Origin of the sequence: Shewanella sp. TC10 (assembly GCF_009663145.1) — a bacterium.
Classification (GTDB): Bacteria; Pseudomonadota; Gammaproteobacteria; order Enterobacterales; family Shewanellaceae; genus Shewanella.
This window is the reverse complement of the sequence record NZ_VKHR01000031.1, coordinates 20380-39432: the sequence shown is the minus strand read 5'-3', so window position 1 is coordinate 39432 and position 19053 is coordinate 20380. Positions and strand designations below refer to the sequence as shown.

Annotated in this window: 14 protein-coding genes; 8 read left to right on the top strand and 6 right to left on the bottom strand. The window is 38.9% G+C overall.

What is annotated here, in order from left to right:
* Positions 1-85 precede the first annotated feature (85 nt).
* The 6 genes from FNZ24_RS12010 (at position 86) to FNZ24_RS11985 (ending at position 7349) form a co-directional block, all read left to right on the top strand.
* Complete coding sequence (locus tag FNZ24_RS12010; protein WP_153914723.1) at positions 86-2101, top strand: NADPH-dependent 2,4-dienoyl-CoA reductase; 2016 nt, start codon at positions 86-88, stop codon at positions 2099-2101.
* Positions 2102-2188: 87 nt separating this feature from the next.
* A complete protein-coding gene (locus FNZ24_RS12005) occupies positions 2189-2659 on the top strand; it encodes a GNAT family N-acetyltransferase (protein ID WP_228768464.1) in 471 nt (156 codons plus the stop codon).
* Between the two features lie 38 nt (positions 2660-2697).
* Complete coding sequence (locus tag FNZ24_RS12000) at positions 2698-3360, top strand: SDR family oxidoreductase (RefSeq protein WP_153914722.1); 663 nt, start codon at positions 2698-2700, stop codon at positions 3358-3360.
* Between the two features lie 288 nt (positions 3361-3648).
* On the top strand, positions 3649-5196 hold the full coding sequence (locus FNZ24_RS11995) for an AbgT family transporter (RefSeq protein ID WP_228768463.1): 1548 nt from the start codon (positions 3649-3651) through the stop codon (positions 5194-5196).
* A 246-nt stretch (positions 5197-5442) separates the two neighbouring features.
* Positions 5443-6705, top strand: a complete 1263-nt coding sequence (locus FNZ24_RS11990) for a sensor domain-containing diguanylate cyclase (protein WP_153914720.1) — start codon at positions 5443-5445, stop codon at positions 6703-6705.
* Positions 6706-6794: 89 nt separating this feature from the next.
* Positions 6795-7349, top strand: coding sequence for a YciI family protein (locus FNZ24_RS11985; protein WP_153914719.1), 555 nt, complete (start codon positions 6795-6797; stop codon positions 7347-7349).
* Between the two features lie 31 nt (positions 7350-7380).
* Here FNZ24_RS11985 and FNZ24_RS11980 read toward each other — a convergent pair whose 3' ends face one another.
* On the bottom strand, positions 7381-8796 hold the full coding sequence (locus tag FNZ24_RS11980; RefSeq protein WP_153914718.1) for an MATE family efflux transporter: 1416 nt from the start codon (positions 8794-8796) through the stop codon (positions 7381-7383).
* Positions 8797-8930: 134 nt separating this feature from the next.
* On the opposite strand from FNZ24_RS11980, the gene FNZ24_RS11975 reads away from it, so the two are divergent.
* The gene (locus FNZ24_RS11975) at positions 8931-9851 is read left to right on the top strand and encodes a LysR family transcriptional regulator (protein WP_153914717.1); all 921 of its coding nucleotides are present in this window, start codon (positions 8931-8933) and stop codon (positions 9849-9851) included.
* Positions 9852-9900: 49 nt separating this feature from the next.
* On the opposite strand, the gene yfaE is transcribed toward FNZ24_RS11975, so the two are convergent.
* From yfaE to ubiG, 5 genes are all read right to left on the bottom strand, one after another.
* Entirely contained in the window at positions 9901-10254 is a 354-nt protein-coding gene (yfaE, locus tag FNZ24_RS11970) for a class I ribonucleotide reductase maintenance protein YfaE (protein WP_153914739.1), read from the bottom strand.
* Entirely contained in the window at positions 10229-11359 is a 1131-nt protein-coding gene (nrdB, locus tag FNZ24_RS11965; protein WP_153914716.1) for a class Ia ribonucleoside-diphosphate reductase subunit beta, read from the bottom strand. The genes yfaE and nrdB overlap by 26 nt, the downstream gene beginning before the upstream one ends.
* A 54-nt stretch (positions 11360-11413) precedes the next feature.
* Positions 11414-13702, bottom strand: a complete 2289-nt coding sequence (gene nrdA, locus FNZ24_RS11960) for a class 1a ribonucleoside-diphosphate reductase subunit alpha (protein WP_153914715.1) — start codon at positions 13700-13702, stop codon at positions 11414-11416.
* Positions 13703-14264: 562 nt separating this feature from the next.
* The gene (locus FNZ24_RS11955) at positions 14265-14942 is read right to left on the bottom strand and encodes an HAD family hydrolase (RefSeq protein ID WP_153914714.1); all 678 of its coding nucleotides are present in this window, start codon (positions 14940-14942) and stop codon (positions 14265-14267) included.
* A 225-nt stretch (positions 14943-15167) separates the two neighbouring features.
* Positions 15168-15896 (bottom strand): bifunctional 2-polyprenyl-6-hydroxyphenol methylase/3-demethylubiquinol 3-O-methyltransferase UbiG, encoded by a 729-nt coding sequence (gene ubiG / locus FNZ24_RS11950; RefSeq protein ID WP_153914713.1) that lies wholly within the window; start codon positions 15894-15896, stop codon positions 15168-15170.
* A 356-nt stretch (positions 15897-16252) separates the two neighbouring features.
* On the opposite strand from ubiG, the gene gyrA reads away from it, so the two are divergent.
* Positions 16253-18940: a DNA gyrase subunit A gene (gyrA, locus tag FNZ24_RS11945; RefSeq protein WP_153914712.1), complete on the top strand. Its 2688-nt coding sequence runs from the start codon at positions 16253-16255 to the stop codon at positions 18938-18940.
* The last annotated feature ends 113 nt before the right edge of the window (positions 18941-19053 follow it).

Below are 19053 nucleotides of genomic sequence, written 5' to 3'. Positions count from 1 at the left end.
TTAACAATAGCTCTGTTTAAGCATTGAGCTTATTAATCTCACGTTGTATGCTAGTTTAAATCACTTGTTTAAAAAGGATGTTTGAATGTCGTTCCCACATTTATTAGAACCCTTAGATTTAGGCTTCACTCAGTTAAAAAACCGAGTACTGATGGGCTCAATGCACACAGGTCTAGAAGAAGAAAAGGGCGGATTTGAGAAACTGGCCGCATTTTATAAAGAACGAGCAGCAGGTGGCTGTGGTTTGATTGTCACCGGCGGTATAGCACCTAACTTCCGTGGGCGCCTTGCCCCACATGCTTGCCAACTTAGTTTTCCATGGCAAGTGCGTAAGCACCGAATAGTGACAGATGCTGTCCATGAAGCTGATGGCAAGATCTGTATGCAAATCCTACATGCAGGCCGATATGGTTATCATCCATTTACGCAGGCTCCGAGTAAGATCAAATCACCGATTACTCCATTTACGCCGTCTAAAATGTCTAGCAGACAAGTAAAAGGCACTATTGAAGACTATGCAAGTAGCGCTAAGCTTGCTAAAAAAGCAGGCTATGATGGGGTTGAAGTCATGGGCTCTGAAGGTTATTTAATTAACCAATTTATCAGTTCTCGTACTAACAAACGAACAGATGAATGGGGCGGCGGTTTTATTCAGCGAGCGCGTTTCCCACTTGAGATTGTTAAAGCAATCCGTGAAAAAGTCGGCAATGATTTTATTATTATTTTCCGTCTGTCTATGCTTGATTTAGTTGATAATGGTTCGACTTGGGATGAAGTTGTTAAGTTAGCTAAGTGGTTAGAAAAAGCAGGCGTGACAATCATTAATACTGGTATTGGTTGGCATGAAGCTCGGGTACCGACAATATCAACCAGTGTTCCTCGTGGGGCATTTTCTTGGGTGACTGAAAAACTTAAATCTGAAGTATCAGTTCCTTTGATTGCGACAAACCGAATTAATACGCCTGAAATTGGCGAGTCAATTATCGCCTCTGGTCAAGCTGATATGGTGTCGATGGCAAGGCCATTTTTAGCAGACGCCGAGTTTGTTAATAAAGCTGCAGCTGGTCAGAGTGATCTCATTAATACGTGTATTGGTTGTAACCAAGCATGTTTAGACCACACATTCTCGTTAAAACGTGCCACTTGTTTAGTGAACCCGCGAGCTTGTTATGAAACTGAGATAAATTTCACTCCAACTAGTAATAAAAAACGTTTAGCTGTAATGGGTGCAGGTCCTGCTGGAATGGCTTTCTCGGTTTATGCAGCCTCTCGTGGGCATGAGGTTGTCGTATTTGAAGCTAAAGCTGAAGTGGGCGGCCAATTTAATTTAGCCCGCAAAATACCCGGTAAAGAAGAGTTTGATGAAACAATCCGTTATTTCACTAATCAAATGAAACTGCATAATGTGGAATTGCGCCTTAACACACGTTTGGATGCTGAAGTATTCGCCAATGAAAAATTCGATGAAGTGATTGTTGCATCAGGTGTCGTGCCGCGTGCACTAAACTTACCTGGCTTCGATAGCCCTAAAGTAGTTGATTATCAGCAAGTATTGAAAGGCGAAGTATACATAGGCGAAAAAGTTGCTTTAATTGGTGCTGGCGGTATTGGTTTTGATATTGCGCATTTCTTGTGTGAACAAGAGTCAACTACGTTACAGCCAGACAAATGGCTTAAGCAATGGGGGATTGATAAGGATTACCAACATCCAGGTGGCCTTAAGGATGCTGAGCAACATACTCCTCAGCGTGAAGTTTACCTGTTACAACGTAAAACCACCAAAATGGGTAAAGGCTTAGGTAAAACGACTGGTTGGATCCATCGCAGTGTACTTAAACAGCACCAAGTCAATATGAAGACAGGTGTGAGTTACGAAAAATTTGATGAACAAGGTCTTCATATTAAAGTGGGTGAAGAGTCTCAAGTTTTACCAGTAGATAATGTTGTCTTGTGCGCTGGACAAGAATCAAACCGTACCTTAGTTGATGACATGAAAGCGACAGGTTTACCGGTTCATTTAATTGGTGGAGTTGATGTTGCAGCTGAATTGGACGCTAAACGTGCGATTCGTCAGGGCGCCGAGCTTGCTATGACTATCTAACGTATTAGAAAACTCTACAAATAAAACCTAGCATTTTGCTAGGTTTTTTGTTTTGTTAGTTTAAAAATGTCATGTTGGAAGACAATTATGAACTATCAAGATATGCAGTGCTTATTTGAAACCTTATTCAAACAGACAGATTGCGATGAATATCTAACATTAAACTTTAACATCCCAGATGTGGATGCTTTTACTAGCCTCAGAATTGATGCAGGTTGGTGGTTAATTGACTCTGCTTTAGCTAAGGTCAGTCTTGATAACTCTTTATTTCATGTTGGAATTTATAATCATGATAAGTTGCTCGCTTATGGCAGGGTTATTGGCGACGGCGCATTATTTTACTATGTTCAAGATGTGGTGGTGCTAACAGAGTATCAAGGTAGAGGTTTGGGTCATTTTATTATGTTGGCGATCGGATCATTTCTCGATACTGCTGTCACTAAAGGTGCAACGGTTGGGTTATTGTCGGTGAAAGGTAAAGAGCCTTTTTACCTTCGTTATGGTTTCAAGCCAAGAGATGGCAGTGAATTAGGTCTTGGTATGTGTAAGTTTTATTGATACTTTTTGTGTTAACTCGATATTGTTAAGGATATAAAATGTCTAACGTTGTAATTACAGGTGCCAATCGCGGTATTGGTTTAGCGCTCGCTACGTTATTTAAGCAACAAGGGTGCAAGGTGTTTGGCTTATGTCGGCATACTTCTGATGAATTAGAAGCTTTAGACATTAATGTCATTACTCAGATTGATGTCGCCACCGAAGAAGGCATACATAATATGCACACTTCATTGGCAGGAGTGGCAATAGATATATTAATTTGTAACGCAGGTATTTTACGTGATGAGCAATTAGCTCAGCTTAATTTAGATACCATCAGACAACAGTTTGAAGTTAATGCTGTTGCGCCATTACGCGTTGTTGCAGCACTTCAAAGCCAGCTTAATACAGGCGGGAAAGTGGCTATGATCACCTCTCGTATGGGGTCGATTGAAGATAATACATCTGGCGGTCGTTATGGTTATCGCATGTCAAAAGCGGCCCTTAATGCTGCATCTATGTCACTCAGTCACGATTTAGCCCACAAGAATATTGCAGTAGGGATTTATCATCCTGGGTATGTTCAAACAGACATGGTGAATCATGGCGGAGATATATCAGCTATTGAATCTGCCAGCAGACTAGTGGGTTTAATTAATGATCTAGATATGGATAGCACTGGCGTATTTAAACATTCTAATGGCCAAGAGTTACCTTGGTAGTTGCCATTTTTAGGGTTTATTAACATGGGAGTGTGTTGCTCCTTTTTTAATACCTATGATTTATGCTGTGTTATAGATCCCATAATGGAATGACAAAGCTAGTTTCATTATTAACTGATTGTTTAACGTACAATTTAAGTCCAAATTTAAGTTTGGTTACAGATTCTTTGATTACTCTTAAGGGCTAAAAATTATATTAAGCAGATTTATGGCGGTTTTCTATGCAATGATAATTATTCAATTTGCTTAGCAACTAGCCGAATACTGACAAGGTAGGAAGTGATGACGATGAAAAGTGACTCTGTGGAGAAAGCTCACGGATTACTAGGAAGGGCTCTAGATACCATTGAAAGGGTGGGTAATAAATTACCTGATCCTGCAATGTTGTTCTTAATTTTGATGTTCGCTGTATGGGGAATTTCAGCACTGCTTTCAGGCGTAAGTTTTGAAGCAATTGATCCTCGAACTAATAGCCCAATAGAAGTAAACAATTTATTAAGCGCTGATGCATTAACGCATTTTTTAACCTCGATGGTGACAACCTTTACTGCTTTCGCCCCTTTAGGTGTGGTTTTGGTTGCAATGCTTGGTGTGGGTATTGCTGAACAATCAGGATTTATTAACACTGCGTTGAAGCAGATGCTAAAAGTGACTCCTGCTAAGTTTTTAACCCCAGCAGTTGTACTTGTCGGGATCATATCTCATACAGCTACAGATGCGGGCTATGTGGTTGTTATTCCTCTAGCTGGTGTTATCTTTTTTACCGTAGGAAGACATCCATTAGCGGGTATTGCTGCAGCTTTTGCTGGCGTATCGGGCGGATTTTGTGCCAACTTTATTCCTTCAGGAATCGATCCGTTACTGCAAAGTTTTACTCAATCAGCAGCGCAAATTGTTGACCCTGATATTCAAGTAAATCCATTGAATAACTGGTTCTTCGCAGCCTCATCTTGTATCCCAATTACTTTAGTCATTTGGTATTTAACGGATAAAATCCTTGAGCCTAGACTTAATAAATCCCATAAAGTTAACCGTGATGAAGTTGACTTGCCTGCGATGGATGAAGCTAGTGCAAAAGAAATGAAGGCATTTAGAGCTGCTTCTGCTGTGATGCTAGCTGCAATTGTTGGTTTCTTCTCACTAACTATTCCTGAAACTTCAACCTTGCGTGATGCTAATGGGTCATTAACGAGTTTCAGTGCGCCGTTAATGCAATCAATTGTGCCGTTAATTTTCATTTTCTTTATGTTACCTGGTCTTGTATATGGTTACATGACGGGCAGCTTTAAAACGTCATCAGATGTTGTACAAGCGATGTCTAAGTCAATGAGTGGCATGTCGCATTATATTGTTATGGCGTTTTTCTGTGCTCAGTTTGTTGCTGCTTTTTCAGCATCTAACTTAGGCGCACTCATTGCGGTAGAAGGCGCTGGCGGGCTTAAAGCACTAAACTTACCTGCTGAAGTCACAGTAGTAGGTATGATTATTTTGGTGGGATTCGTTAACTTATTTGTCGGTTCTTCATCCGCTAAATGGGCATTAATCGGACCTGTGCTTGTACCTATGCTGATGCAGTTAAACATCAGCCCAGATTTGTCACAAGCGGCTTACCGTATTGGTGATTCAAGCTCCAACATCATTACTCCATTAATGCCTTATTTCCCTCTAGTCGTTGTTTACTGTCAGCGTTACGTCAAGGGCATTGGTATTGGTACGCTAATTTCAATGATGTTGCCGTTCAGTTTGGCATTGTTGTCTATTTGGAGTGCTTGGTTGCTAATTTATTGGTCCATTGGCTTACCATTAGGCTTAGGTGCAAGCTACACCTACGGTTAACAAACAGATAAGTTAAACTTGGTTACAAGTGTTTTAACTTTTGATTATAAAGTTACTAAAAAGCAACGATGAATCGTTGCTTTTTTTATTGGTTTAATAAATGTTATTAACAACTTAAATTCTATCCATAACAGCTTCATAACCGAGTTTAGTTAGCATTTTTTTATCCGCTGACTGGTTTATTCTATTTAGTGTTGACTATAATTAAGAGTAAATCATAAAAATAAAAAAATACGACTCTCAGTTATGCCAAAGATTAATATTGACTCAAGTTATGGCGTGATCATTATTCAAGATATGAATGCAGTTCATGTCGATGAAAATTACGCAAAAATTTTCGGTTACGACTCTCCTGAATCATTGCTGCAAAGTATTGATACTTTTTTAGATTTACTTCCCCTAAAGAATCATCACCAGGCGACTGATAATTACCATAAAATTGTCTCAGGACAGATTATTCCTCGAGGCCACACTTTTGTAAATATAGATAAAAACGGGTGCGAATTTACTGTTTTCTCAGTCGATCATTTGATTGAATGGCAAGGAAAACCTGCACTACAGGTAACAGTTATCGATTTGACTGCTCTTGTTGAAGCCAATGAAAGAGTGCGTGAAAAAGATCTCATGTTCAAACGCTTAATCACTCGTTCTGGACAGGGGATTATGGTTCACCGTGACTTTAAACCCTTAATGATCAATCAAGCCTGCGTAAAACAATTACGAGCAGAATCCATCGAGCAGGTGATGAGCATTGACTCTGTACTAGACTTGATTCCTGAGAATGATAAGCATAATGCGCTAATCCATTATCAAGAGGTTATTGGAGGAATAGCGACTGAAAACAGCACAGTTGTAGAGAACATTTGCTTCGATGGTATCAGCCGATTTTTTAATATTTACGATAACTTAATAGAGTGGGACGGTCTGCCAGCAATTCAAGTAGTCCTTGAGGATGTGACTGATAAAGTCAAACTTGAAAATGAGTTAGCGTATAAAGCCAGTCATGATGAGTTAACCGATATTTATAATCGTGGTGCAATTTACGATTGGTTAAATACTCACTTAGATATTTATACTGACTTGACATGTCTATTGTTAGATATCGATGACTTCAAACTTGTTAATGACTCATACGGTCATCACAGTGGTGATAAAGTGATTAAAGCCCTCGCATTTATTATCAAAGATGTCATTAGTGAAAAACTTGGCGCTGTTGGACGCTGGGGGGGAGAAGAGTTTATTGGCTTTATTCCCACGCATAATATCGAGAATGTCACGCAACTTGCTGAAACTATTCGCAGTCGGTTCGAAAATACTTGCTTTACTTCGGATGATATTGAGTTTTATACGACTGTGAGTATTGGCATAAGTGAAGCTTCACAATGCGATAGAATGAAATTAGTAGAAAACCTAATAAAAGATGCTGATAAATGCTTGTATCTTGCAAAGGCTCAAGGTAAAAACACCATTCACGTTTCTACAGTCAATAATATTGAGTACTTGCCATAAACATCTAGCGCTATTCAGTGACAGCAAATTGTACATAGAACCAATTTTATTCCATGCTTATTCAACAATAAGCCATGGGATCTTAAATCATGAACTCGTTAAATACTTTCTCAGTATCAGCCACACTTTCACTTTTTAATTTATATGTCCAACCAATAGTGAGATTGAGTCAATCAAGGTTTATTTTTAAACAGATACTGATCGTTATATGTTTTACGAGTTTAAGCCTTACCTCTGCCTGTTTTGCTAATACCAACCCTCAGTATGAACAACAATTAGCTGAATCACTGAATGCTGATGAATATGGCATGAAGCGATACGTGATGGCTTTTTTAAAACGTGGACCTAATCGAGATAGAAGTGAATATGAGGCTGCCAAGCTACAGCACGCTCATATGGAGAATATTGGTCAACTTGCAGAAGCGGGTAAGCTTATTGTTGCAGGGCCCTTTATTGGCAAAGGGGAGTTAAGAGGAATATATATCTTCAATGTTGAAACTATTGCCGAAGCAAAAGCATTAACTGAAACCGACCCCGCTATTCAAGCAGGTAGTTTAGTCATGGATTTATTGCCTTGGTATGGCAGTGCAGCGTTAATGAAAGTGAATGACATCCACAATAAGGTTGCAAAAACCTTAATGTGAATGCATTAAACATATTGGTTGGTTATAAATATTAACTAACACGAAGACTGATGTTGTCTTGCGTTGGTCGATTACTATTTTGGTTTCCAAACTCATTATTTGAATCAAGGTTTTTGATTCTTTTTATTTCATTGAATATCAGTGGTGATAATAAAATACATAAAGCCACATTCGATAAAGGCACAGAAAGCCAAATTCCGTTAACGCCTAAAATGGTAGGTAGTGTTAACAAAAATGGAATTTGGATAAGCATATTCCCAAGCGAAATGGTTAACGAACGCCCCCCTTGATTCACTGCCATAAAATACATGGTGGCTATAAAAATTAGCCCATCAAGCACTAGCGCAATTAAATGTAACCTCATGCCGATTAATGTTTCTGCCATCAACGCTTCATCTTGGCTACTGAAGAAGCCGATAACGAATTCAGGAAAGACATTAATAAAGGTGAGTGTTGCAACAGCTAATAAAACAATGACCTTTACAGCTAACTTTACAGTGGCTTTTATTTTATCAATTTGTTTAGCGCCATAGTAATAGCTTACAGGTGGTTGCATACCGCCAGCTATACCTTCAGCAAGTAAAAAGAAGCTGGTAGCCACATAACCCACAATAGCAAAAGCTGCGACATGTACTGCCGAACCAAACTTCATAAACAAATAGTTATGCAGCGCAATAATAAAGCTGAAGTATAAAAACATGAACAAGCTTGAGCTTCCCAAAACGATGATATGCTTCATCTGCGATAGGCTTAAAAGGTTAAATTCGAATTTGGCGCGCGTATTTGCTTTTGATGAAAAGAAATAACTAAAACCAAGTATGACAACCGTTGCCTGTGATAATAGAGTAGCAATTGCCGCACCTTTTAAACCCAATGGGTATACAGCAATAAGTAAGTAATCTAGTAAAATATTTAACGATGCACCAATAATTAAAAGCTTAGTTGCAAGACCTGGATTTTCATCATTTCGAATAAGCAAAGGTAGTGCGGTTGCAGCTGCTGTAAAAAATGCCCCGTAAGCAAAAACTTCGATGTAATTCATTGCCATGGCAAGGTTATCACCATTAGCTGATTGCAATAATAATAATGATTCACCCCCAAAATGAATAAAAACCGCAGCCAATACACTTAAAATGATGATAAGGGCCATAGCATTATTAAGTACTTTTAAGCCGTCTTTAGGTTTTTTTTCGCCGCGGCTAATAGAAAGTAAGCTCCCAGCTCCCATACCGATCATCATGCCAACACCAACAATGCAGCAGATGACTGGCCAGGCCATATTAATACCAGCTAAACCTTCAAAACCAATGTAATGGCCCACAAAAATGCCATCAATAATTTGATAGAGACCGCTGACAAGCATTGCTGCGATAGATGGAATCGCATACTTCCAGAAGTGTTGATTAACTGTAAGTTGTTCTATTGGGTTTTTATTATGCAATGACATTTTGTAAGCTCAAAACTAAATGAATTTCAAAGAATGCACATTATAAAGTCAAAGTAGATAGATAAAAGTTAGTATCCATCTCTTTAGCGGATAGATATAATTGATTTTACAATCTTGAAAATACTTGGTGTCGGATGAATTGGTCCATTGAACAATTACACGCTTTTGTCGCTGCTGTTAATACCGGCTCTTTTTCTGCTGCAGCCAGAACCTTAGGTAAGGCACAATCTCGAGTCAGTACAGCTATTGCTAACCTTGAAATAGATCTCGGGTTTAAGTTATTTGATAGAAATGCGCGTTTGCCTGTATTGACTGAGCAGGGCGAGCAAATGTTTATCGAAGCACAAGCTGTTATTGCGCAATGCGAGCGGCTTAATTCACGCGCGATGACAGTACAAACTAAAGATGAGTTAGCGTTAACCATTGCGATTGATGAAGCGGTTCCTATTTCAATTTTTGAAACTTTCTTCGACAAAACAGCGGCTAAATTTCCGTTATTAAAGCTAACGATATTAAATGGTTCCCGTGATGATATTGCACAATGGGTTGACAGTGAAAAAGCGGACTTAGGTGTGTTGTTTCATGGTGAACAGCTTTGCGACAGATTAGAGTTCTTCACCATTGATAGTTTTCACCAATCTTTAATTGTATCTGTGGATCACCCGCTAGCGTCAATTGCTGTACCCAATATTTCTCAATTAAATGAACATAGACAATTGGTTATCTGTGACCTTCAGACGCAAAGCAGACCCATTTCGGCTAATTGTTGGCATGTTGACAGTTATTATTACATTACGTCCCTGGTGACTCGAGGATTAGGCTGGGCATTGGTGCCTGAGCATATCGCTGATTCACAGTGGTACTCTGGCGAGATTAAAGAATTGAGCACTTATCATATTCCAGACTCATTACTCATTGAAATGGGCTTAGTTAAACGCCGAGATAAAGGTGCTGGTAATATTATGAATTGGATGTTTGCAGAGGTAGAAAAGATGTTTATAGAAGCTAAAAAAGCTAAAAGCAAAGCGAATTCTTATGCTGGAACAAAGACATGAGTCAGAGCGAGTTAATTTTCAATGACTAACTCGCTAGGTTTTCATATTTTTAATCAAGAAAGACCACTGACTTGTTGTGCTGCACGTATAAGTTACTTGGCTCATCGGTGGTTAGATCTAAATCTAGATTAGAATCGGGAACACAACAGCAAGGTAGACATTCGTCTTGTTCAAGCTCAACAAGTGGCTTGGTAAGATAACGTACTTGGCCTTTATTCACTTTAGTCTTACAAGCGCCACAAAAGCCATTTCTGCATTCTGAAAAAATATTAACTTTCTTTATTTCTAGCACTTCAAGCAAAGTGTGTTGCTGTTGATTGAACAGCAACACTGGTTCACCATTTAAACTGACAATGGGGGCTTTCTTAAAATTTGGTTTATAGGTCAAAATCAGAGAACTCATCACTGTCGACAGCAGAGTCAATTTGACCTACTAGATATGAAGACACTTCTACTTCTTGTGGTGCTACTTGAACCGCATCACTTTCTAACCAGTTTTTCATCCAAGGAAGCGGATTTGATTGCTCAGGGTAAGGCTGTGGTAAATTGACCGCTTTCATACGTTGGTTAGTAATGTACTCAACGTACTGACATAAAATTTGTTCGTTAAGGCCAATCATTGAACCGTCTTTGAATAGGTATTGTGCCCATTCTTTTTCTTGTTCAGCAGCTTTGTAGAAAATATCGTAGGCTTGATCGTGACATTCTTTAGCGATTTCACCCATTTCTGGATCGTCTTTACCGCCTTGCATGATGTTGACAATATGCTGGGTGCTATTTAAGTGCAATGCCTCATCACGAGCAATTAAGCGAATAATCTTAGCATTACCTTCCATCAACTTACGTTCAGCGAAAGCAAATGAACAAGCAAAGCTCACATAGAAACGAATTGCTTCTAATGCATTTACCGACATCATACAAAGATAAAGGGACTTTTTAAGAATTCGCGAGCTAACGGCGATTTCTTTACCATTAATGGTGTGCGTGCCTTCACCATGTAAATTGAAAACTTGAGTTAACTCAATAAGATCATCATAGTACTGTGCAATATCACCCGCACGTTTAAGGATCTCTTCATTTACCACGATATCATCAAAAACCACTGAAGGATCGTTAACGATATTACGAATAATATGGGTGTATGAGCGTGAGTGAATAGTTTCAGAGAAAGACCAAGTCTCAATCCATGTTTCCAATTCAGGTAAAGACACTAACGGCAGCAGAGCAACGTTAGGAGAGCGGCCTTGAATTGAATCGAGTAAGGTTTGGTACTTGAGGTTTGAGATGAAAATATGTTTTTCATGCTCAGGTAAGCTTTGGTAATCAATTTTATCTTTGCTTACATCTACTTCTTCTGGGCGCCAGAAAAAAGATAACTGCTTTTCAATTAACTTTTCAAAAACTTCATATTTTTGTTGATCGTAACGCGCAACATTAACTGATTGACCCATGAACATTGGTTCGTTCATAGGATTGTTAGGTGTTTGACAAAAAGTAGAGTAAGCCATTTATATATCCCAAAAAAGCGGGGAGAGTCCCCGCAATTATATGCTAATTATTGATTAAATTTTACAAGCGCCGCCGGCACAATCGTCATCTTCTTTTTCGACTACAGTGATGTCGTCTAAGTTGTCAGATGCACCATCACGAGTGTTGTGATAGTAAAGGGTTTTTACCCCTAACTTGTAGGCTGTTAGCAAATCTTTAAGCAAGGTTTGCATTGGAACTTTTTGACCGTCAAAGCGAGTAGGGTCGTAGTTAGTGTTGGCGGAAATTGCTTGGTCGATAAACTTCTGCATAATCCCGACTAATTCTAAATAACCATTATTATTCGGCATATTCCAAAGCAATTCGTATTGATGTTTTAGCTCATCAAAATCAGGTACTACTTGCTTTAACTGACCATCTTTACTTGCTTTTACGCTGATTAATCCACGTGGTGGCTCAATACCGTTTGTTGCATTTGAAATCTGAGAAGACGTCTCAGAAGGCATTAATGCAGACAATGTTGAGTTACGTAGACCGTGCTCTTGTATGTCGCTACGTAAACCTTCCCAATCCATATGAAGCGGTTCAGTACAAATCTTATCAAGGTCACGCTTGTAAGTATCAATTGGCAAGATACCTTCTGCGTATGTTGTTTCATTAAATAACGGACATGCACCTTGCTCTTTAGCTAAGTTCATTGACGCTTTTAATAAATAGAATTGAATCGCTTCAAATGTCTTATGGGTTAAATTATTACCAGAGCCATCAGAATATTTCATGCCATTTTTTGCAAGATAATTTGCAAAGTTGATAACACCTATACCAAGAGTACGGCGATTCATCGAACCAAGTTGCGCAGAGATAATTGGGTAATCTTGATAATCGAGTAAGTTATCCAAAGCACGAACGGCTAAATCAGCTAAAGGCTCTAACTCTGACAAATCATCTATTGCGCCAAGGTTTAGCGCTGAAAGAGTACAAAGAGCGATTTCGCCATTTGGATCTTCAATGTTTTTCATTGGCTTAGTAGGCAATGCAATTTCTAAACAAAGGTTAGATTGTTTGATTGGTGCAACTTTTGGATCAAACGGGCTGTGAGTATTACAGTGGTCCACGTTTTGAATGTAAATACGACCAGTAGAAGCTCGCTCTTGCATCATCAGTGAAAATAATTCAACTGCTTTAATCTCTTTACGGCGAATGCTAGTGTCAGCTTCGTACTGTAGATATAGACGTTCAAACTCAACTTGGTCAGCAAAGAATGCATCGTATAAACCAGGCACATCAGATGGGCTGAATAAACTGATGTTTTGAGATTTAATTAAACGCTGATACATCAGTTTGTTTAATTGCACACCGTAATCAAGATGACGGACACGGTTGTCGTCAACACCACGGTTATTCTTAAGTACAAGCAGTGATTCAACTTCTAAATGCCAAATCGGGTAGAAAAGGGTTGCAGCTCCACCACGTACGCCGCCTTGAGAACAAGACTTAACCGCTGTTTGGAAATACTTATAGAAAGGTAAGCAACCGGTATGGAATGCTTCACCACCTCGAATTGGGCTACCTAATGCACGGATGCGACCAGCGTTAATGCCTATGCCAGCTCGTTGGCTAACGTATTTAACGATTGAAGATGCTGTAGCATTAATAGAATCTAAGCTATCGTCACATTCAATCAATACACATGAGCTGAATTGACGTGTTGGAGTACGAACCCCAGCCATGATAGGTGTAGGTAATGATATTTTAAACGTCGATACGGCATCGTAAAAACGCTTAATGTAGTCAAGGCGAGTTTCTTTTGGATATTTAGCGAATAAGCATGCCGCGACTAAAATATATAAAAACTGAGCGCTTTCGTAGATTTCGTTAGTGACACGGTTTTGAACGAGATACTTACCTTCTAATTGCTTAACAGCAGCATAAGAGAAGTCCATATCACGCCAATGGTCCATGTAACCGTCAAGGATATCCAGTTCTTCAGCAGTATAATCTGCGATAATATGCTTATCGTATTTTCCGAGTTCAACTAAGCGATTAACTTGATCAATTAACTTAGGAGGCTCGAATTGGCCAAATGCTTTTTTACGTAGATGAAAAACAGCTAAGCGAGCAGCAAGAAACTGATAGTCAGGAGATTCTGGGGAAATAAGATCTGCTGCTGCTTTAATGATAGTTTCATGGATAGCTTCTGTAGGAATACCTTCATAGAATTGAAGGTGAGAACGTAATTCTACTTCGGAGACTGAGACATTATTCAGTCCTTTAGCTGCCCATTCGATAACGCGATGAATTTTGTCTAAATCGATTGTTTCGCGTTCGCCACTGCGTTTAGTGACTGTCATATTGCTGTTCATTAAAAAGAGGCCTTGGTTCTATATTTATTGGTGTAATTTATCTTTGGATCTTTCTACAACTCGTTACTTACGATCGCCAATAAATCACATTACGTTCCCTTGTAAGTTGATCATCCAAAAGCATTCACAACATAATATTTACAAAAATACTAGTGTTACAGCAAGATACTGAGCTTTTTAGGCTAGTGTCTCGTAGTGATGTCACACACAAGATATGGTGTTTTTAAATTTAATACATACAAGATAGTGAGGTTAGTCACCATTTGCAAGCAAGATTTTTATGAATAACTTGTGGATATCTCATGTATATTGATACAAGTTAGTAAAAGCTAACCTGCTAACGCAAATTGCGCTTTAAATTCGTGAGGGAGGTTAATTTATGTACTATGGCGGCGGTAAGTTTGATCGCTAAAATAATCAGCGATCAATTGTTTTGTTATAAAAATAGTTTGATTTTTGTTAGTCAGATTTGCTAAGCCAATATTGAGTCGTTAGTTCATTAAAAGCTAATGCACTATATGGATGATAGACCTAATTGCATGTGCCATATAGATTCAGTAAATTAACTAAATTGATGCAAAATGGATGTCGTAAAAAATTGATGCAAGTGATCAACGGTATTGAACTCAATTTGACTTGGCCATTGCTCAGGTGAATCCGAGTCTGACAAATAGCCCCATAAAGCAGTGCCACCGACCATGCCAGCATTCGCTGCTGCCACTAAGTCTCTTTCAGCATCGCCCAAATATAATATATTCTCTGGTTTACAGTTTATTTGCTGTGCAGCTAACAACATTGGTGCTGTATGCGGCTTAGGATGAAGGGTAGAGTCTCCACTTACAATGGATTTAGCTCGATGAGTTAGACTCAGTGCATTAAGGAGAGGGCGGGTAAATTTTGCTTGTTTATTAGTGACAATACCAAACGGTATATCATTGGATTCCAGCATATCTAAAAAGTCGTCAAAACCTGCAAACAATTGAGCTTTTTCGCCATTTACCTTTTTATAATGCATAAGTAATGATTGTTGAATATCAATTTGCTCTGCTTCACTGAGGTGAGGTACGCCTGCTTTAACTAATGCCAAGCTGCCGTGAGAAGCAGAGTAACGTAACTTATCAACGCTCTGAGCAGCAAGCCCTCGTTCTTCTAAACTAAGGTTTAAGGCATGAATTAAATCAGGTGCGGTATCCGCTAATGTGCCATCTAAATCAAATAACACTGCTTTAATTAAATTCATTTAATGCCTTAATAAGAATTTTGATGTGCCACATCTTAAATTAAAACCTTAAAATGTGGCAAAGAATGGAGAGAGTTAACTATTAACAGATACTATTAACAAATACTTCTAACAAAGACTTTGAACAGATACTTTAATAATTTAAAATCACGTTCAAATGGCTAAAACTCAAATCGATATAACCCACATAGGTATAACCCAAAGCATTGTATAAAGCAGAGTCAATTAATCTTCTATTTTCTGTGTCGCAATCATATAGTTTACATCCACTTTATTAGTGTATTTATATACACCTGAAATTGGATTGTAGGTAATACCTAGTGCATCGCGGCAAATTAATTCGGTGTTATCTACTAAGGTAATAAGCTCAGAAGGTTTAATGAACTTGCTATGGTCGTGTGTTCCAACTGGGAGCATTTTTAAAACATACTCAGCACCCACAATGGCTTGGATGTATGACATCATACTGCGATTAATGGTTGAGAAAAAAACATGTCCGCCTGGTTTCACCATGTCACAACAAGCTTGAATGACTGATAAAGGGTCAGGTACGTGTTCTAGCATTTCCATGCAAGTGACAACATCATAATGTCCAAGATGCGATTGGGCATGTTCTTCTGCTGTCATAGTATCGTAATTTATATCAACTCCAGTTTCCAAGGCATGTAATTTAGCTACCTCAATCTGGGCTTCTCCCATGTCTAAACCTGTTACTTTCGCACCAATTTTAGCCATGCTTTCAGATAAAATTCCGCCACCACAACCGATATCGATGACGTGTTTATCAAAAATGCCACCACTGGTTTGATCGATATAATTTAAACGTAACGGGTTTAGTTGGTGGAGTGGTTTAAAATCGCCGTTAGGATCCCACCAAGACGCAGCCATTTTGGCAAATTTTTCGATTTCTTGATGGTCAACGTTTTGTTGACTTGTGTGTTCTTGGTTCGACATAGCAAGGACCCATGATTTATTTATGATTATTGCATGCATTATAACCATACGTTTGGATAAACATAGTGAGATGAAACAAGATTCATTTTCAATTGGTTATATATTCGGCAGTATTTGCTGATAAAAAAGCCATTGTGATTATCCAAGCAAGTTTAAACTGATTTAATAGTAGAATTATCTAATCAATATTGACTAATTCTTGCTGTTTTTATTAAGTTTTTCACTTGCTTTCACTTTTCGTTGTCATAGGGTCTAGCCACTTTATATATCTGTGTTAGAATGCCAAATCACGTTTTTGAGCTACACAATAAAATGGAATAATTATTGTGCGCTAATTTTAGGGGAACGAGCAGTTTATGACTGATCTGGCAACATCAATTTCGCCAATTAACATCGAAGACGAACTAAAGAATTCTTATTTAGATTATGCGATGAGTGTAATCGTAGGTCGTGCATTACCCGACGTTCGTGACGGTTTAAAACCTGTTCACCGTCGTGTTTTATTCGCAATGAACGAATTAAAGAACGACTATAATAAGCCTTATAAAAAATCTGCTCGTGTTGTTGGTGACGTAATCGGTAAGTATCACCCACATGGTGATACAGCTGTATATGACACAATCGTTCGTTTGGCGCAGCCATTCTCAATGCGTTATACGCTTGTTGACGGCCAAGGTAACTTTGGTTCAGTAGATGGTGACTCTGCTGCGGCAATGCGTTATACCGAAATCCGTATGGAAAAATTGGCTCATTCACTTTTAGCCGATTTAGAAAAAGAAACAGTAGATTTTGTACCTAACTATGATGGTACAGAGTTTATTCCAGCAGTATTACCAACACGCGTACCGACCTTATTAATTAATGGTTCATCGGGTATTGCTGTTGGTATGGCGACCAATATTCCGCCGCATAATATCACTGAAGTGATTAATGGCTGTTTAGCATTGATTGCTGAACCAAGCCTTTCAATCGAACAGTTAATGGAACACATTCCAGGACCTGATTTCCCAACAGCTGCAACAATCAATGGCCGTAAAGGTATTATTGATGCTTATAAAACGGGCCGTGGCCGTGCAGTCATGCGCTCTAAAGCTGAGATTGAAGAAGATAACGGTCGTGAACGTATTATCGTTACCGAAATTCCTTATCAAGTTAACAAAGCTCGATTAATTGAAAAAATCGCCGAGCTTGTTAAGGATAAGAAAATTGAAGGTATTACCGGTTTACGCGATGAGTCTGACAAAGACGGTATGCGTATCGTTGTTGAGATTAAACGTGGTGAAGTCGGTGAAGTTGTTCTAAACAACTTATATGCTCAAACTCAAATGCAATGTTCTTTTGGTATCAACATGGTGGCATTGACTAATGGTCAGCCTAAGTTGTTTAACCTTAAAGAAATGCTTGAGTGCTTTATTCTTCATCGCCGTGAAGTTGTTACTCGTCGTACAGTATTTGAATTACGTAAAGCTCGTGACCGCGCTCATATCCTTGAAGCACTTGCGATTGCTTTAGCAAATATCGATCCGATTATTGCGCTGATTAAGAACTCACCAACGCCAGCTGAAGCAAAAGTTAAATTAGTTGAGCAAGGTTGGGATTTAGGCCATGTACAAAGCATGCTTGAAAAAGCAGGTGATGATGCTGCCCGTCCAGAATGGTTAGAACCAGATTTTGGTATTCGCGATGGCAAATACTATTTAACTGAGCAGCAAGCACAAGCAATTCTTGAATTACGTCTTCATCGCTTAACTGGCCTTGAGCACGAGAAAATTCTTAACGAATACGAAGAATTACTTGAATTCATCGCAAGCTTACTATTCATTCTTCGTAGCCCTGAACGCTTAATGGAAGTGATCAAAGAAGAGCTTGAAGAAATGCTTGAACAGTATGGTGATGAGCGCCGAACTGTGATTAATCAAAACGAAGTTGATATGAGTCTAGAAGACTTAATTAACGAAGAAGATGTCGTCGTGACATTATCACACATGGGTTACGCTAAATATCAGCCATTGACTGATTACCAAGCGCAGCGCCGTGGTGGTAAAGGTAAAGCAGCAACGAAAGTGAAAGATGAAGATTTCGTTGAAAAACTACTTGTTGCCAATACTCATGACACGATTCTTTGTTTCTCTGACTTCGGTAAAATGTACTGGCTTAAAGTTTACCAGTTACCGTTGGCAAGCCGCACAGCACGTGGCCGCCCAATCATTAACTTGTTACCGCTTTCTGATGGTGAACGTATTACAGCGATTCTACCAGTGCGTGAATATGCTGATGATAAGTTCATTGTTATGGCTACCGCTCACGGCACCGTTAAGAAAACAGCATTAACGGCTTACAGTAATCCTCGTGCAAACGGCATTATTGCAGTAAACCTTAAAGATGATGATCAATTGATTGGTGTTGATATTACTAATGGTAGTGATGACATCATGTTGTTCTCAAATGAAGGTAAAGTTGTTCGCTTTAACGAGAAAGTACGCGATTCTGAAACTGGTGAAGTTAAGAAAGATCCTGAAACCGGTGAAGATATGATTGCTATACGTCCTATGGGTCGTACGGCAACGGGTGTTCGTGGTATCAAACTTGAAGATGGTCAAAAAGTTGTTTCAATGATCATCCCTAAAGAAGAAGGTTCAATTCTTACGGTAACTGAAAACGGTTATGGTAAACGAACTGACCTTTCTGAATACCCAGCGAAGAGCCGTGGTACTAAGGGTGTTGTTTCTATCAAGGTGAGTGAGCGTAACGGTGCAGTCGTTGGCGCTGTTCAGGTGACTGAATCTGAAGAAATCATGTTGATCAGCAACAAAGGTACTCTAGTACGTACTCCTTCTAACGGCGTATCACTGATTGGTCGTAACACACAAGGTGTGACAATCATTCGTACTGCTGAAGATGAAAAAGTAGTCGGTTTGCAAAGACTAGATGAAATTGAAGTCACAGAAGAGTTTATTGAAGGTGAGGAGGGCGAACAGCCTGAAACACCAGCAGTAGAAAACACTACTGACGATGCAAATGATACACCTGAAGCTGATGCTTAAAACTAAGCGTTAAGTGAATACAAAAAAGGATGCCAATGGCATCCTTTTTTAATGTCTGAAATAATAAAGTTTAATAAGTTCACTCTTTAACTATAACCAACCAAATAATTAAC

What these genes read in the sequence shown, in the direction of transcription:
- nrdA (WP_153914715.1), bottom strand. Translation starts at nt 13,702, where the DNA reads ATGAACAGCAATATGACAGTCACTAAACGCAGTGGCGAACGCGAAACA.
- gyrA (WP_153914712.1), top strand. Translation starts at nt 16,253, where the DNA reads ATGACTGATCTGGCAACATCAATTTCGCCAATTAACATCGAAGACGAA.
- FNZ24_RS11985 (WP_153914719.1), top strand. Translation starts at nt 6,795, where the DNA reads ATGAACTCGTTAAATACTTTCTCAGTATCAGCCACACTTTCACTTTTT.
- FNZ24_RS11995 (WP_228768463.1), top strand. Translation starts at nt 3,649, where the DNA reads ATGAAAAGTGACTCTGTGGAGAAAGCTCACGGATTACTAGGAAGGGCT.
- FNZ24_RS12000 (WP_153914722.1), top strand. Translation starts at nt 2,698, where the DNA reads ATGTCTAACGTTGTAATTACAGGTGCCAATCGCGGTATTGGTTTAGCG.
- FNZ24_RS11975 (WP_153914717.1), top strand. Translation starts at nt 8,931, where the DNA reads ATGAATTGGTCCATTGAACAATTACACGCTTTTGTCGCTGCTGTTAAT.
- FNZ24_RS12005 (WP_228768464.1), top strand. Translation starts at nt 2,189, where the DNA reads ATGAACTATCAAGATATGCAGTGCTTATTTGAAACCTTATTCAAACAG.
- FNZ24_RS12010 (WP_153914723.1), top strand. Translation starts at nt 86, where the DNA reads ATGTCGTTCCCACATTTATTAGAACCCTTAGATTTAGGCTTCACTCAG.
- FNZ24_RS11980 (WP_153914718.1), bottom strand. Translation starts at nt 8,796, where the DNA reads ATGTCATTGCATAATAAAAACCCAATAGAACAACTTACAGTTAATCAA.
- yfaE (WP_153914739.1), bottom strand. Translation starts at nt 10,254, where the DNA reads ATGAGTTCTCTGATTTTGACCTATAAACCAAATTTTAAGAAAGCCCCC.
- nrdB (WP_153914716.1), bottom strand. Translation starts at nt 11,359, where the DNA reads ATGGCTTACTCTACTTTTTGTCAAACACCTAACAATCCTATGAACGAA.
- ubiG (WP_153914713.1), bottom strand. Translation starts at nt 15,896, where the DNA reads ATGTCGAACCAAGAACACACAAGTCAACAAAACGTTGACCATCAAGAA.
- FNZ24_RS11990 (WP_153914720.1), top strand. Translation starts at nt 5,443, where the DNA reads ATGCCAAAGATTAATATTGACTCAAGTTATGGCGTGATCATTATTCAA.
- FNZ24_RS11955 (WP_153914714.1), bottom strand. Translation starts at nt 14,942, where the DNA reads ATGAATTTAATTAAAGCAGTGTTATTTGATTTAGATGGCACATTAGCG.